The sequence below is a fragment of the Dactylosporangium sp. NPDC048998 genome, assembly GCF_043197855.1.
Classification (GTDB): domain Bacteria; phylum Actinomycetota; class Actinomycetes; order Mycobacteriales; family Micromonosporaceae; genus Dactylosporangium.
In genome coordinates this window covers 13,258-28,856 of record NZ_JBICTV010000019.1, presented here as the reverse complement: position 1 = coordinate 28,856, position 15,599 = coordinate 13,258, and the positions used below count along the sequence as shown (strand labels likewise).

At 70.7% G+C, this 15,599-nt stretch carries 13 protein-coding genes and 1 pseudogene; 5 read left to right on the top strand and 9 right to left on the bottom strand.

The window, feature by feature from the left end:
• Window positions 1-6: 6 nt before the first annotated feature.
• The 9 genes and pseudogenes from ACGFI8_RS31970 to ACGFI8_RS31930 form a co-directional block, all read right to left on the bottom strand.
• Entirely contained in the window at window positions 7-1,215 is a 1,209-nt protein-coding gene (locus tag ACGFI8_RS31970) for a substrate-binding domain-containing protein (RefSeq protein ID WP_392810644.1), read from the bottom strand.
• 119 nt (window positions 1,216-1,334) lie between these two features.
• The gene (locus tag ACGFI8_RS31965; RefSeq protein WP_392810525.1) at window positions 1,335-2,279 is read right to left on the bottom strand and encodes an alpha/beta fold hydrolase; all 945 of its coding nucleotides are present in this window, start codon (window positions 2,277-2,279) and stop codon (window positions 1,335-1,337) included.
• Window positions 2,280-2,341: 62 nt separating this feature from the next.
• Window positions 2,342-3,463 (bottom strand): glycoside hydrolase family 5 protein, encoded by a 1,122-nt coding sequence (locus ACGFI8_RS31960; RefSeq protein ID WP_392810524.1) that lies wholly within the window; start codon window positions 3,461-3,463, stop codon window positions 2,342-2,344.
• A gap of 209 nt (window positions 3,464-3,672) precedes the next feature.
• Window positions 3,673-4,344, bottom strand: a complete 672-nt coding sequence (locus tag ACGFI8_RS31955; protein ID WP_392810523.1) for a LuxR C-terminal-related transcriptional regulator — start codon at window positions 4,342-4,344, stop codon at window positions 3,673-3,675.
• On the bottom strand, window positions 4,341-5,360 hold the full coding sequence (locus ACGFI8_RS31950) for an ATP-binding protein (RefSeq protein WP_392810522.1): 1,020 nt from the start codon (window positions 5,358-5,360) through the stop codon (window positions 4,341-4,343). Before ACGFI8_RS31950 ends, ACGFI8_RS31955 begins: the two co-directional genes overlap by 4 nt.
• A gap of 5 nt (window positions 5,361-5,365) precedes the next feature.
• Entirely contained in the window at window positions 5,366-6,823 is a 1,458-nt protein-coding gene (locus tag ACGFI8_RS31945; protein ID WP_392810521.1) for a hypothetical protein, read from the bottom strand.
• Window positions 6,824-6,836: 13 nt separating this feature from the next.
• Entirely contained in the window at window positions 6,837-8,438 is a 1,602-nt protein-coding gene (locus ACGFI8_RS31940; protein ID WP_392810520.1) for an ArnT family glycosyltransferase, read from the bottom strand.
• On the bottom strand, window positions 8,428-9,732 hold the full coding sequence (locus ACGFI8_RS31935) for a glycosyltransferase (protein WP_392810519.1): 1,305 nt from the start codon (window positions 9,730-9,732) through the stop codon (window positions 8,428-8,430). Before ACGFI8_RS31935 ends, ACGFI8_RS31940 begins: the two co-directional genes overlap by 11 nt.
• Window positions 9,733-9,745: 13 nt before the next feature.
• Window positions 9,746-10,063, bottom strand: a pseudogene (locus tag ACGFI8_RS31930) (GtrA family protein); the annotation flags it as partial.
• Between the two features lie 187 nt (window positions 10,064-10,250).
• Here ACGFI8_RS31930 and ACGFI8_RS31925 point away from each other — a divergent pair.
• The 5 genes from ACGFI8_RS31925 to ACGFI8_RS31905 all read left to right on the top strand — a co-directional run bounded on the left by ACGFI8_RS31925 (window position 10,251) and on the right by ACGFI8_RS31905 (window position 15,591).
• Entirely contained in the window at window positions 10,251-10,898 is a 648-nt protein-coding gene (locus ACGFI8_RS31925) for a response regulator (protein WP_392810517.1), read from the top strand.
• Entirely contained in the window at window positions 10,895-11,785 is an 891-nt protein-coding gene (locus ACGFI8_RS31920) for a sensor histidine kinase (protein ID WP_392810516.1), read from the top strand. The genes ACGFI8_RS31925 and ACGFI8_RS31920 overlap by 4 nt, the downstream gene beginning before the upstream one ends.
• 35 nt (window positions 11,786-11,820) lie before the next feature.
• A complete protein-coding gene (locus ACGFI8_RS31915) occupies window positions 11,821-13,392 on the top strand; it encodes an FAD-dependent oxidoreductase (protein ID WP_392810515.1) in 1,572 nt (523 codons plus the stop codon).
• Window positions 13,389-14,576 (top strand): cytochrome P450, encoded by a 1,188-nt coding sequence (locus ACGFI8_RS31910; protein WP_392810514.1) that lies wholly within the window; start codon window positions 13,389-13,391, stop codon window positions 14,574-14,576. Before ACGFI8_RS31915 ends, ACGFI8_RS31910 begins: the two co-directional genes overlap by 4 nt.
• Window positions 14,577-14,676: 100 nt before the next feature.
• The gene (locus ACGFI8_RS31905; protein ID WP_392810512.1) at window positions 14,677-15,591 is read left to right on the top strand and encodes an NUDIX hydrolase; all 915 of its coding nucleotides are present in this window, start codon (window positions 14,677-14,679) and stop codon (window positions 15,589-15,591) included.
• Window positions 15,592-15,599: the final 8 nt, after the last annotated feature.

Genomic DNA, 15,599 nt, shown 5'->3' with positions numbered 1-15,599 from the left:
ACCGGCTCAGCCCTTCATCTGCGCGACCGGAGGCGCGGCTTCCGCCGGGTCGAGCGCCTTGACCAGCTCCGGCTTGAGGTCGGCGCCGCTGCCGGAGAACTTGCCCTGGAACATCGGCTGCAGCAGGGCGTGGTCCTCCTTGCGGACGGTCAGCTTGCCCTTGACGCCGTCGAAGCTCCAGCCCTCCAGCGCGGTCACCATCTTGTCGACGTCGTCGCCGCCCTCCTGCGCGGCGCGGACGACCATCTGGGCGGCGGTGAAGCCGTCCGGGTTGAACAGGTCGACCTTGCCGCCCTCGACGCCCTTGCGCAGCGCGGCCACGGCCTCGTTGTCGCTGGCGCCGTCGAAGTAGTGGGCCAGCAGCGAGATCTTCGAGCCGGCCGCGCCGAACGTCGGCCAGGACGCCCGCTGGTCGATGCCGGTGACCACCATCGTCGAGCCGAGCACGCCCTGCTGGTCCAGCGCCTGCCACATGGCGGTGGCGGTGGTGCCGGCCCACGCGACGAAGATCATGTCGGCCTTGGCGTTCTTGGCCTGGACCGCGAAGCCGGTGAAGTCGGTGGCGTTGGCCGGCACCGCGAGGGCGTCGACGGTGGCGCCGGCGCCGCCGACGACCGCCTTGACCGCGTCGGTGTTGGACTTGCCGAACGCGCCCTCCTGGGTGAAGACGAGGACCTTCTTGCCCGAGGGAGCGGGCAGGTAGGACTTGGCGGCGAGCACGTCCTGGTAGGACTGCCGGCCGGAGCGGAAGGTGTACTTGTTGATGCCGGTGATCGCGTCGGTCGCGGCCGGCCCGGAGATGAACAGCACCTTGTTCTGCGTCGCGAGCGGCGCCATCTGCCCGGCGACGGCCGACGAGGTGCTGCCGGCGAGGATCTTGTATCCCTGGCCGATGAGGTCCTTGCCGGCCGAGACCGCCTTGGCCGCGTCCCCGGCGTCGTCGACCTCCTTGACCTCGATCGGCCGGTTGCCGACCTTGCCGGTGCCTTTGGTGGCGTAGGCGAGGCCCGCCTTCCAGCCCTCGATGTACTGCTTGCCGTAGCTCGCGAGCGGCCCGGTCTGCGAGTAGACGAGCCCGACCTTGATCGGCGCGCCGTCCCCGGCCGGCTCCTGGGCCGCCTGCTGTGGGCTGCTGCACGCAGACGTGAACGTGGCGGCGAGCGATACTCCCAGCGCCGCGAACAACACCCGCCGCGGCGCGCTTGTCTGCCTGATCAACGCTTCCTCCGTGTGAACGCCCTGTTAAGGCCAGCGCCTGCTGGCGGTGTTCGACACGCTAGAAGTGGCGTCGGGCACGTAGCTATGTGGGTGGCCCACACAGATCCCGGTGAATACTATGGGGCGACCCGCTCCAGGAAGTCGCCGAGCAGGGGCAGGAACCCCGGGGACAGCTGATCGAACAGGGCAATGCCGGGGCGCGGGGGCTCCGGGTGCAGCATGTGCCCGACCCCGGGCAGCACCGCGATCCCGTTGCGGCCGCGGTGCCGGGCGGGCAGCCGCGCGCCGAGCACCTCGAGGCTGCGCTCGACCGGCACGTGCTCGTCGTCGGCGCCGAAGAACGCCATGATCGGGCAGGGCAGGAACGGCAGCAGCGACGGCGGGTCGAACGGCAGCGTGCGGGCGAAGAACGCCAGGGTCTGCGGGGTGTCGTACGGCGGGCCGCAAACCACGGCGTGCCAGTGCTCTCCCGCGAACCGGGCCTGCTCGGCGTGGACCAGCGCGGGGTCCGCGCCGGCCGCGAGCCGGGCGGCGCGCTCGTCGGCCCAGGCCAGCCCGGCCTCGACCGCGTCTTCAGACAGGCCCGTGCGGCGCATGACCCGGGCCAGCAGCGTGCGCTCCTGCTCCTCGACGCCGACGAACGGCCCGCCCAGGGTCACCACGTGGTCGACCTGGTCGGGGGCGTTGACCGCGGCGAGCAGCGCGACCCAGCCGCCCTGGCTGTAGCCGATCAGCCCGGCCCGCTCGACCCCTGCCTGCTTGCGCAGGGTGGCCAGGGCGGCGAGCGCCTCGGCGGCGCGGTCGGCGAAGGACTGCTCGCGCCAGTCGCCGGGGGACCCGCCGCAGCCGGGCTTGTCGTGGCGCAGGGTGGCGATCCCGCGGTCGGCGAGCCAGCTCGGCACGCCCTGCCAGGCGTCGCGGGTGGCCGGGCCGGAGCCGTCGACGAGCACCAGGCCGGCCCGGGCCGGGCCGGCCGTGCGACCGGCCGTCCCGCCGGGTGTGCACAGGACCGCGTTCAGCGGCCCCATCGCGGTATCGACGACGGCGGCTGTCTCAGGCATGGATCGGCCCTCCCCCCGCGAATGTAACAGCGAGGGGAGGGCCGTGCGTGCCGGCTGCGGTGTTACCCCGCGGCCGCGGCCAGGGGCGCCTGGTAGGACTTCAGCAGCGCCGCCTTGTCGGCGTCCACCGTCTTCCAGTCGTCCTTCAGGACACCACCGGTGTCACCGGAGTTCGGGTTCCAGGACCAGTAGGTGTAGCTGAGCCCGTTGGCCTTGAGGTAGGCGACGAGGTTGCGCTGCCAGATGCCCTCCAGGTCCTTGTTGCCCTGGTCGTCCTTCTCGGCCACGGAGCGGCCGCCGAACTCACCCAGGAGCACCGGGGCGGTCTTGTTCTTCACGAGGAAGCCGAACTGCTTGTCCCACAGGGCCGGCATGTTGGCGGGGAACGCCGGGTCGTTGAACCACTGCTGCGACCAGACCTTCGGGCTGTAGTCGTGCGCGGAGTACACCAGCTTGGCGGGGTCCGACAGCTTCACCGGGTGCTCGGCGGCGCCCTGCAGGTTGCCGCCCCACCAGTAGCCCTCGCTCTGGCCGTTGGCGGTCTTGTAGTTCTCGATACCCTCGACGATGATCAGCCAGTTCGGGTTGGCCTTGAGCACCGCGTCGCCGGCGCGCTGCGCGGCGGCCTGCCAGTCGGTCTTGTCGCTGCCGTCGCCCCAGGTGGCCTCGCCGTGCGGCTCGTTGTGCAGGTCGGCGCCGACCACGAGCGGGTTGTTCTTGTAGTGCTTGGCGAGCTTGACCCAGTCGGAGATCCAGCGGTCCTCGCTGATCTTGTCGGTGTACCAGAGGTTGCTCTGGCCGGCCGACGTCGGGCGGTGCCGGTCGAGGATGACCATCATGCCGCGCTTGGTGGCGCCCTCCACGACCTTGTCCATGATCTGCGGGCCGGTCAGGCCCTGGAGGTCGGGGTTGAGCGCGAAGTCGACGCCGTTGGGCTTCGACGCGTCGTCGAACAGCTCGTTGCTGAACGGCAGGCGCAGCGTGTTGAAGCCCTGACCGACCATCTGGTCGAGCATGTCCTTCAGGCTGCGCGACCACAGCCCGTGCGGCGCGAACGTGCTGGTCTCCAGTCCGAACCAGTTGATGCCGGTAAGCGACGCTGTCGCGCCGCGGGCGTCGACGATGCGGCCACCCTCGGCGTGCAGTGGCATCTGCAGACGCTGCGCGGACCGCGTCAACGTCATCGACGATGACGTTGACGATGACTGGACCTTCTTGCCGCCCAGCAGTGGCACCAATGCCACTCCTGCGACGGCGAGCGCGACCAGTGCGGAAATCCAGTAAAGGCGGGTTCGACCCATTGAGCTGACCTGTCCTCACTTTTGACGGCGGGGCAGGTCAACACGCTACGGATATCGGGAATATGCAGTCAGCGTACAAATGTCGGATTTGTTCATGCGCCAATTGAAGGAGCGTCCCAGTCGGCGGCGCGGACGACGGCCTCGAGCTTCGAGCGGGCGCCCATCTTGCTCAGCAGGTGGCGCACGTGGCTGCGGACCGTGGTGTAGCTGATGCTCAGCTCGCGCGCGATGTCACGATTGTCCATGCCCGCGGCCATCAGGGCGAGGATCTGCCGCTCGCGCGGCGTGAGGCTATCAAGCCGCCGGGCGTGCTCCTGCGTGCGGCGTGCGTGCTCGCGCCGGCGCGTCAGGAGCTTGGCCAGCTGGCGGGCCGGCACCAGGATCTCGCCGTCCACCGCGCGCCGCACGGCCTCGGCCACGTCGGCGCCGCCGGCGCTCTTGACCAGATAGCCGGCCGCGCCGGACTCGAGCGCGGTGAGGATCACCTGGTCGCTCTGGTCGGCGCTGAGGAAGACGATGGCCACGTCGGGCTGGTGCGCGCGCAGCACCGCGACCGCCTCGGCGCCGGTGCCGTCCGACAGCCAGAAGTCGCACAGGGCCACGTCGATGCGCTCCACGTCGGAGAGGTGCTCGACCTCGCCGACGCTGCTGGCCAGAGCCACGACGCGCAGCTCGGGGTGCTCGTTGAGGAGGGCGGCGAGCCCCTCCGCGACGACCTGGTGGTCCTCGACGATCAGCACACGGTAGGGCGGACGAGCACTCACTCTGGGGCTCCTTTGGATTGCAGGTCGGCGCCGCGCGGCACCCAGAACGTGACGGTGGTACCGCTGCCCGGCACGCTGCTGATCCGGAACCACCCGCCGGCCAGCGCCGCCCGCTCCCGCATGAGCAGCAGCCCGAGGTGCCCGGGGTCGGTGTGCAGGTTCTCGGCGCCGACGCCGTCGTCGACGACCCGGACCAGGTAGCCGTTCTCCTGCTCGCCCAGGATCACGGTGCAACGGTCGGCGTCGGCGTGCTTGCCGACGTTGGCGACGGCCTCCTGCAGCATGCGGTAGAGCAGCAGGCGCGTCGGCAGCGCCGGCTCGGCGGTGAGCCGGTCCTCGACGCGTACCTCGAGCTCGTGGCGCTCGGCCAGGTCGTCGAGCAGGTCGCGGGTGGCGGCCGCGAGCCCGTCGTCGGACAGCTTCGGCGGGCGGAAGTCGAAGATGAGCCGGCGCAGCCGGTCGGCCGCCTGCACGAGGGAGGCCTCCAGCTTGTCGAGGATCTCCAGGTCGGCCGGGTCGCGCAGGCGGCGGCGCAGGTGCTGCAGGCGCAGCGTGGCGGCGGTGATCACCTGCAGGCTGTCGTCGTGCACGCCGGCGGCGATGCGGGCGCGCTCGCGCTCCTGGGTGAGGATGACGTCGCTGAGGAGCTCGGCCTGCTCGTGCTCGGCCAGGGTGAGCCGGGCAATACGCTGCTCGAGGCTGGCCCGGCTGCGCCCGGGCATGCTCTGGTCGTCGACGGCGAGCACCAGCAGACCGCTGGGGTCGCCGGCGAGCGTGCGGGCCCGCACGTCCACGGCGATCTCGCGCCCGCCGGGCAGCCGCACCGCGGCCGCCACGGGCTCCTGCGTGCTGAACGCCGGATCACCGGCGAAGAGGTCGGCGATCCGGCGTCCTACGAGCTCGGCGGTGGAGCGCTGAAACAGCGCCTCGGCCGCGCTGCTGGCCAGGCGCACCACCCCGGCGGCGTCGAGCACGATCAACGCTTCCGGGGCGGCGCGGAACGCCTGCCAGTACAACAGCCTCAGTTCTCCAGATCCTTAGGAATCGTATACGGCTTGGCCGGTGGGATGTCGACCGGTCCGCCGGATTTGTCCACCTTGAAGTTGACCGTCGCGGTCGAGTCGCTGCTCTGGCCGTGCAGGTGGAACACGACGGTGTCCTCGGTGTCGCCGGGGATGGTGTACGTCCCGACCGCCCGGGCGCTGCCCTTCTGGTCCACCCGGAACGCGGCGACCGTCTGCGGCGTGGCGCCCTTGGCCGTCTGCACCGTCACGTGCACGGCCTCGTTGGGGGCGAACTGGGTGGCGTAGAAGTTCACCATCGTGCCCGGCAGGCCACCGTAGGCGTTGGTGCGGGCCTGCGGCATGTACGGCAGGATCGAGAACCCCGTCGAGACCGCCGCGCGGCTCTGCTCGCCGGTGAACACCAGCGCTTGGGCGCCCTTGAGCTTGAACGGCATGGTGAGCCCGGCACCCTTGAACCCGCCGGCGTCGTCGGTCGGTATCGCCATCACCGGCCGGCCGCCGGCCGCGTTGAGCCGCACCAGGACCCGCTCGTCAGGGGCGAAGCCGGAGCCGGAGAAGGTGATCTTCTGGGTGGCCTTCACCGCGTACGGGGCCAGCTTGATCGACGGGTACAGCCGCAGCACCTGGAACGGCGCACTGGCCGCCGCCCCGCTCTTCTTGCCCACGACCACAAGACTGGTCGTCCCGACGGTCGTGACCCCAACTCTGATCGGCGTCTTACCCACGGAGCCACCCTCGTCGGCCTTGAGGGTGAGGGTCGGCTCACCGGTGATGCGGCCCCAGAACACGTCGAGCTGCTCACCCGGCGCGAAGCCCTTCACCGTGAGGTTGATCGTGTCGCCGGGCTTGCCCACGATCGCGGACAGCGTCGCCTGGCCGGCGCCCTGGGCGACCGACGCGTCGGCCTGGGCCACCTTGTCGCTGCCGCGCGCCTGGGCGGTGACCTCCTGCACCGGCTGGGTCATCGTGCTGGGGAAGGTGAAGTTGGCTGTGAAGATCCCGTACTTCAGGACCTTCGCGGTGGCCACCTGGCGCGGCTTCGCCGCGGCGGCGTTCTTCGGCTGGCCGGGTGCCGACGACGGCCCGAGGTACACGTCGACGACGGCCCCCTGGTCGAAGCCGGAGCCCTGGACGGTGACCGTGCCGCCCAACCGCACCAGGCCCGGGTTCAGGGTGATCATGGGCGCGCCACCGCCCGGCACCATGACCCCGTTCAGGTCGACCTGCGGCGCGGGCGGGGCCTTCGTCTGGACCTCCGTCGGCGACTCGGCGGGCTTGCCGCCGAGGCCGGGCGCGGAGATACCGAGCGCCGGCAGCAGCGAGCGGCCCGCCATGACCAGCAGCACCGCCGCCGCCGCGGCCAGGAGCAGGCGCTTACGGTTGAGCTTGACCTTGGCCCGTTTCCGGCGAGGCTTGCCGCGCGGGACCGCGGGCCGATGCTTGAGCGGTTGCATCAGGGTCTCCAAACTACGACGTGTTCCCGATCTTCACGATTGACAGCGAGACGTCGCCCCGGGTGACCTGCCAGACGGTCTGTCCATGCTGGTCGATCGCCTCGATGATCCAGGTCTCACCGCCGCGCTGGAGGGCGTCGCGCATCTTGTTCGACATCACGACGTAGTCGATGTTCTCCCAGCTCTTGTGGAAGACCTTGTCCCGGATGTCCGGGTCGGACGTGGCCTTGTAGTGCGAGTGGGCGTACTTGTACGGCGGGTTGCTGTCGTGCAGCGCGACCCAGATGTCGTCGTCGATGATGAGACGGGCGTTCGTCGGGATGTTGGCCTTGATCCACGCCACCTGCTGCTCCTGCAGGGTGGTGAGCGGCAGCCGGTAGGCGTCGCTGAACTCCAGCCTCCCCGCTGTGTTGTACTTGACCATGAAACCGCCCGGCATGACGAGCACCGGGACCAGGATGCAGGCGACCAGGACCGCCGCGCCGCCCTGCTTGGTCCGCCGGGTGAGCCAGCCGAAGAACATGCCGAGGTTGAGCGCGAACAGCGGCACCATCGGCGCGATGTAGAAGTCGAGCAGGGCGCTACGGCTCAGGTAGAAGGCATAGCCGACGGCCATCAGCCCGCACGCCAGCATCGGCGTGCGCAGCCGCCGGTTGCGCCGTCCGGAGATGAGCACGAGCAGGGTCGCCGCGGCGCCGCCGATGAGGATGTACCGGTCCTTGAACAGCCAGCTGTCGTGCAGCAGGGAGGTGAAGGACAGGCCGTTGGCGCTGTTGGAGTTGCGGTTCAGCTGCCACCAGACGGTGTACAGCAGCGACACGTGGTCACCCGGCGTGTTGGTGGCGACGTCGAAGTTGAAGTTCTCCGGGAAGAGCTCGTTCTTGAGCAGGGCGAAGAGCACGTAGGTCATCACCGGCGTCAGGACGGCGAACCACCAGGAGCTGACGCCGAAGCGCCGGTTCGACTGCTCCCTGAGCGTGCGGTGCAGCAGGTACGCACAGCCCGGCATGATGAACAGCGCGTTCTCCTTGGTCACCAGCGACAGGCCGAAGCAGAGCCCGGCGCCCGTCGCGGTGACGATCCGGCCGTCCCGGCGGGCCAGCAGGTACAGGCCCAGCAGGATCCAGAACATCATCAGGTTGTCCAGCAGGACCTGGCGCTGGTAGTACACCCCGAGCGGGGACAGGTTGTACACGAACGTGGCCAGGAACGCCGCTGCCTTGTTGTTGGTGAACCTGCGCACGGTCTCGAACATCAGGAACACCGAGGCCACGTGGAGGATGAGCATCAGGACGCGACCGGTGTTGATCGCGTTGCCGAAGGCATGGAAGCCACCCGGCAGGATGGCGACCCAGCCGGAGATGACCAGCCAGCCCATCGGCGCGTGGTCGTAGAAGTACGTGTACGGGGAGAGTTTGGCCTCGCGGAGCACGGACCACGCCTGCTCCATGTAGATGCCCTCGTCGGTGAGGTACAGCGGATAGCGGAACATGTTCCAGCCGTGGCTCACCAGGCCGATGAGCATGCACAGGGCGATGAGCCACTTCGGCGCCTTGTCCGGCTGGCGCGTGGGGGCCGGGGTGGACCTGGGCCTGGTAAGGACTTCAGCCGACATTGGTCAACTCCGAGACCTCGGCGGTGCGGTGTGCGCCGACGTGGGCGGTCTTCTCCCAGTTGGTGGCGCCCTTGAGCTGCCGGTAGAGCGCCCGGGCGGCGGCGTAGGACAGCAACGCCTGGTACGGAAACCAGGTGATCGCCATCTTCACGACGGTGCCCGGAGTAGCCTTCAGCCCGTGCGCGCCGGTGAACTCGTAGAGCCCGACCACGGTTATCACGAAGTGCGCGCCGAGCAGCAGCACCGGCATCCAGGACATCATCGCCACCGGGACCGGCGTGTTGAGCACGAAGGCGTTGAGCAGGGCGACCGGCATGTAGACGCCCAGCACCGCCTGGATGTGCGGGAAGACGAGCGTGTACCAGGCCAGAAAGCGCTGCCGCCGGTTCGGCATCTGTTTCCAGGTGCCCTTGCCCAGCGTCTGCATGAAGCCCTGGCACCAGCGCGTGCGCTGCTTGATGAAGCTCGCCAGCGTCGGCGGGGTCTCCTCCTTGGTGACGTAGCGGTCGTCGTAGACCACCCGCACCTTCTCGCCCATGCACGACAGGCGCAGCCCGATGTCGGCGTCCTCGGTCAGGTTGGTCTCGTCCCAGCCGCCGAGCCGTTCGATCAGGTCCCGCTTGAAGAAGATCGTGTTGCCGCCGAGGGTGATGGCGCCGTTCTTGGCGTGGTAGTGCAGGCGGCTGCGGAACCAGAAGTAGTACTCCAGGACGTTGAACGTCGAGTACCAGTTGGACTTGAAGTTCATCAGCTGTATGCCGCCCTGCACGACCGGCACGTCCTCGGTCACCATGATCGTGTTGACGATGTCGAACAGTTCGCGCTGGACCTCGTCCTCGGCGTCGAAGATGGCGACGACGTCGTGCTGGGCGTAGCGCAGCGCCGTGTTGAGCCCGTGCGGCTTGTTGATCGGCCCGTCGTCGAAGACGACCACGTCCACGTTGTTGCGGCCGGCCGCGCGCAGGAGCGCGACCTGCGCCTGCGCCTGCTCGATGGTGCCGACGTCATCCGCGGAGCAGACCACCAGGATCTGCAGCATGTGCGGCGGGTAGTCAGCGGACGCGGCGCGGGCGATGGTGGCTTGGATGACCGCCTCCTCGTGGCGTGCGGGGAGAATGGCGGTGAAGGAGAGTTGCGGCGTAACACGTTGATCGGGCACCCGTGCCTTGGCGTCCGCCTCGGGTTGGTCCCACGTATAGATCATGAGATACAGGGCGTGTGCCGCCTGCACCGTCAGCAGCAGCGCGATCAGGGTGATAAGGGCCAACACCATCTGCTCCATCGGTGCGTTCACTCCAAATCCACTTCGAGCTGACGGCGAAGTTGACCCCGAATCCGGCCGCGATGCCGACCAGGTTCGCGGGGAGGTAGTGCAGTCCGAGAGCGACCAGCAGCTGCACTACGATGACGTTGACCGGCATCGCGGCCAAGCCGGCGAGGCTGAAGTACGCGAACCGCTGCAGCGACAGGCGATGCCGCCGGAAGGTCCACAGTTCGTGCAGCACGTAGTTGGATACCAGCGCGATCTCGACAGCCGCTACCGTTGCGGGCAGCAGGGCGAGCCCGAGCAGCCCGTGCAGCACGAGCAGGGCGGCGTTGTTGACCACGACACCGCTGACTCCCACCAGGGAGAACCGGCTCAGCCGGAACAAGTAGGGCGTCACGCTCACAACCGTGCGGCCGGGCGCACCCCCAGCACATCACGCCGCGGTTCTGCCGTGCCGCCCACCTTCGGTCTCCCCCATTTGGCGTAGTCCGCCTGGCACCGTGGCCCGCGGTATTTGTTCCTTTTGCGGGGTATAGCGCGCCACGATGAGTATCAGGATCTTGATCGCCGACGACCATGCGATGGTCCGCGAGGGCCTGCGCAGCTTCCTGTCGCTCAGCGGCGACCTGGAGACGGTCGGCGCGGCGGCCGACGGGCGGGAGGCCGTGGCGCTGACCCACGAGCTGCGCCCCGACATCGTGCTGATGGACCTGCTCATGCCGGTGCTCGACGGGATCAGCGCGATCGCCATCATCCGCCGGGAGCTACCCAGCGTCGAGGTGGTGGCACTGAGCGGGTACCTCGAGCCGCAGCTGATCGCCGACGCCCTGCACGCCGGCGCGGTCGGCTACCTGCTCAAGGACACCGACGCCGAGGAGCTGCACCGGGCGGTCCGCGCCGCCGCCGCGGGCCAGGTGCAGCTGTCCCCGGCGGTCGCGGCCCGGCTCGTGCGCGACGTGCACGTGCCGGCCACCCCGCCGCAGCTGACCCGCCGCGAGGAGGAGGTGCTCACGCTGCTCGCCCGCGGCCGCGCCAACGGGCAGATCGCCCGCGAGCTGCACATCGCGCCGCAGACGGTGAAGACGCACGTGAGCAACATCCTGCAGAAGCTCAACGCGGAGAGCCGCACCCAGGCCGCGCTGTACGCGATGCGGGTCGGCCTGGTCCCCGTGCACGCGGCGGCCCCCAGTTGACCCCCGCACTGGACGCGCTGTGCGTCCTGGCCCGGCACACGTGCGGCGCGCGCGCCGTGCACGTGCTGGATGCCTCCGCGACGGTACTTTCCTGCGCCGGGCCCAGCGAAGCGCTGGACGTCGCCGTGGCGGTGCGGGCGATGTCCTCGGGCCGCGCGGTGCGCGCCCGCCGGGTGCTCTACCACCCGGTGCCCGGCGGTCTGCTGGCCGCCACCGGCCGGCGGGCGCCGCGCCCCGCCGCCCTGGCGCCGTTCGTGCCCCTGGCCGAGCTGCTGCTGGCCGCGGCCGCCGAGCCCGCCCGGCTGGCCCGGGACCTGCACGACTCGGTGGTGCAGACCCTCTACGGCATCAGCCTCGGCGCCGGCACCGCCGCCGAGCTGCTGTACGGCAACCCGGCCCACGCCGAGGCGTCCCTGGCCTGGATCAAGGAGACGGCCGCGGCCGGCCTGACCGACCTGCGCGGGATCATCCTGCGGCTGCGCCCGGAGACGCTGGTCGGCGCGGGCCTGGCCACCGCGCTCAAGGGCGTGTTCGAGACGCTGCACGCCGCGCCGGGCCGGGCCGGCTGGGGACTCGAGCTCGACGCCGACCCGCCGGTCAGCCCGCCGGTGGAGGAGGCGCTGTACCGCATCGCGCTGGAGGCGCTGGGCAACGCCGCCCGGCACTCCGAGGCCTCGCAGGTGACCGTGCGGCTGGCCGGCGACGACAGCCAGGTGGTGCTGGAGGTGGTTGACGACGGGGTCGGGTTCTTCCCCGACGAGCCGCACCCGGGCCGGCTCGGCGTGCGCTCGATGCGCGAGCGGGCCGCGCTGCTCGGCGGCACGCTGGACATCCGCAGCGCGCCGGGCGCCGGCACGATGGTCCGCGCGGCCCTCCCCACCGGGTGACCCGCGGGGGCACCGGCGCGGGGCACGTTGGATACATGCGCGTGGTCGTCGACCTCACGAAGTGCCAGGGGTACGCCCAATGCGCCTTTCTGGCCCCGAGCACCTTCCAGATGCAGGGCGACGAGGCCCTCATGTACGACCCGGAGCCGTCCGAGGAGCAGCGGGAGAGGGTGCGCCGGGCGGCCTCCGCCTGCCCGGTGCAGGCCATCCAGATCGACCGGCTCTCCACGCAGGACATGCCGCCGATCCACGCCGCGCCGGGCGCCGGGCGGATCGTCGTCGTCGGCGCCTCGCTCGCCGGGCTGCGGGCCGCGGAGGCGCTGCGCGAGGAGGGCTACACCGGCTCGCTCACCCTGATCGACGACGAGCCCCACGCGCCGTACGACCGGCCGCCGCTGTCCAAGGCTGCCCTGGGCGGCCGGATCCGGCCCGACGCGACCGGGCTGCCGCGCCGCCCCGACCTCAACGCGCGGTGGCGGCTCGGGGTGCGCGCCACCGGCCTGGACCTGGCGACGCGCCGGGTGCGGCTCAGCGACGGGACCGCGGTACCGTTCGACCGGCTCCTGATCGCCACCGGGGTGCGGGCGCGGCCGTGGCCCGACCCGGCCGAGGCGGAGCTGGACGGCATGTTCGTGCTGCGCACCCGCGACGACGCGATCCACCTGCAGGAGCGGCTGCTGTCGCACGACCGGCGGCCGTCGAGGGTGCTGGTCGTCGGGGCCGGGTTCACCGGGTCGGAGGTCGCCTCCACCTGCCGGTCGCTGGGCCTGGACGTCACCATGGCCGAGGCCGCGCGGACACCGCTCGCGGGCGCGCTCGGCGGCGTGATCGGCTCGATCGCCGCCGAGATCCAGCGCGAGCACGGCGTCGACCTGCGCTGCGGGGTCACGGTCGAGGCGATCGAGGGCGACGACGGGGTCCGGCGGGTCCGCCTGTCCGACGGCAGCATCGTCGACGCCGACGTGGTCGTCGCCGCGCTGGGCGGCATCCGCAACGTGGAGTGGCTGGAGGACTCCGGCCTGGCCGTCGGCCCGTGGGGGGTGGCCTGCGACGCGGGCTGCCGCGCGTTCGACGTCAACGGCCTGGTGACCGACGACATCTTCGTCGCCGGCGACGTGGCCCGCTCGCCCAACGCGATGTTCGGCTACCAGTTCCTCGCGCTGGAGCACTGGGCGAACGCCGTCGCGCAGGCCGAGGTGGCCGCGCACAACATGGTCAGCGACGAGTCGGACCGCTGGCCGCACCTGCACATGCCGCAGTTCTGGTCGCTGCAGTTCGGCAACAACATCAAATCCGTGGGGGTGCCCACCTTCGCCGACGAGGTCGTCGTCACGCAGGGCTCGGTGCGGGAGCGCCGGTTCACGGCCGCGTACGGGTACAAGGGCCGGCTCACCGCGGCGGTCACCTTCAACCAGGCCAAGTGGCTGCCGTTCTACCAGCGGCTCATCGAGCAGGCGGCGCCGTTCCCGCCCGAGTTCCCCACCGTCGACCGGCCCGAGGACGTGCTGCCGGTGCCTGCCGACCTGCCGGAGCAGCAGCTGCTGGCCCGCGAGGCCACCGTGGTGGTCACCGGCCACCGCCCGACCACCGTGAGGAGCATCAGGTGACCACCTCGGTCAGTTCCGTCTTCTCCGCCGTGCTCGACCCGGTCAACCGGCACGACCCGTACCCGCTGTACACCGCGCTGCGCCGCACCCCGGTCGGCGTCGAGACCGACGGCACGTACGTGGTGAGCACCTTTCGCGAGATCTCGGCGCTGCTGCACGACCCGCGAGTGAGCTCGGTCGACCGCGACGAGGCCGCCGGCGACTCCGCCGCTTCCGACGACATCCACCGGCTGGTGGGGCTGCCGCCCAGCTTCCTGCGCCAGGACCCGCCGGGCCACGACCGGATGCGCCGCCTGGCGATGCGCCCGTTCGGCCCGCCGCACAGCCCGCACCGCGTCGCCGACCTCCAGCCGTCGCTCGAGGACATCGCCGCCGGCCTGATCAGCGAGTTCCCGTCGCCCACTGTGGACCTCGTCGACCAGTTCGCCTACCCGCTGCCGGTCCGCGTCATCTGCACGCTGCTCGGCGTGCCGCTCGCCGACGAGCCGCGCTTCCGCGCCTGGATCGACGCCGCGCTGACGGCCGTCATACCCGACCGCGGGGCCCTCGGCGACCTCGCCCACTACCTCGGCGACCTCGTCGACCGCCGCATGGCCGAGCCCGGCGACGACATGCTCTCGGCGCTTGCCACCGACGACGGCCCGGACGGCCGGATGACCCGCGCCGAGCTGGTGAGCACCGCGATGCTGCTGCTCATCGCCGGCCACGAGACGACGGTGAACCTCATCGCCAACGGCTCGCTGATCCTGCTGCGCCAGCCGCTGTGGCTGGAGCGGATGCTCGCCGACCCCGGGCTGGTCGTGCCGTTCGTCGAGGAGGTGCTGCGCTTCGACCCGCCGGTGCAGATGCTGACCTGGCGCCGGGCGCTGGCCGACATCCCGATCGGCGGGACCACCATCCCGAAGGGCGCCGCGATCACGCTGGTCCTGGCGTCCGGCAACCGCGACCCGGAGCACTTCACCGACCCGGACCGCTTCGACCCGGACCGCCGCCAGGTCCAGCACCTCGGCTTCGGCGACGGGATCCACTACTGCTACGGCGCGCCGCTGGCCCGCCTTGAGGCGCAGCTGGCCCTGCAGGCGCTGGCCCCGGCCCTGTCCGGCGCCCGGCTGCTGGAGGATCCGCCGGAGTACCGCATCAGCGCCGTCCTGCGCGGCCCGCGCCATCTCCGCGTGACCCTGTGATTGATTCAGCCGGTGCCCGCGCGAACCAGTCCGGTCTCGTACGCGTCGCCGTCACCCCTCCGTTCGCTCGGACAGGTCACCATCGCATCGGACGAAATCTATGGGACCGGACAGGGGTTGTTCGGTCGAACGCGCCGCCGGGCTGTGGCGCGCCGACCTCCGCGGCCGCACCGCCGGACCCCTGCTCACCGGCGCGAACGCGGCCGCCCCGGTCTGGGAATGGGCCCACCCGCCCGACGACGACCACATCGCCCGGGCCGACGTCGTGCGTGTCGACCCCGCCGACGTCGCCGCGCTGCTGGCCAACCAGGCCCTCTACCTCGACGACCGGCGCCTCGTCGTGCAATACGCCGAAAGCGCCCTGCGCACCGGCGGTCCCGGCCTCGATCCCGCCCTCGTCCTGGACCTGCACGCCCTTGCCGGCAAGGCATACACGCGGATGCATTTGAAAGGAACCCGTTCGATGCGCTGGATCGTCCACACCGTCCGTGAGCTCTACCGCGACCGCTGGGTCCACCTCCAGGCCGCCGACGTGGAGCTCCCCGACGGCCGGCACCTCGACCACCGCATCATCCGCACCGCCGCCCCCGGCGCCGGCATCGTCGTCGTCCGCGACAACAACGTCCTGCTCATCTGGCGACACCGCTTCATCACCGACGCCTACGGCTGGGAAATTCCACAAGGCAGCACACAAGCCGGCGAAACACCCGCCGACGCCGCCGTCCGCGAGGCCGAAGAGGAAACCGGCTGGCGCCCCGAAGGCCCCATCCGGTCCCTGCTCTACAGCCAGCCCTCACCGGGCATCATGACCTCCGAGCACCACATCTTCCGCGCCGATGACGCCTCCTACACCGGCCCACCCACCGACGCCTTCGAAAGCGACAAGATCGACTGGGTGCCACTCGACGACATCCGGACGCTCATCGACGACCGGCAGATCGTCGCCGGAACCACGCTCAACGCGCTGTTGTACCTGCTCGCCGAGCGAGGCGGTACAGGAACGATGGCAACGTGAGACGGACA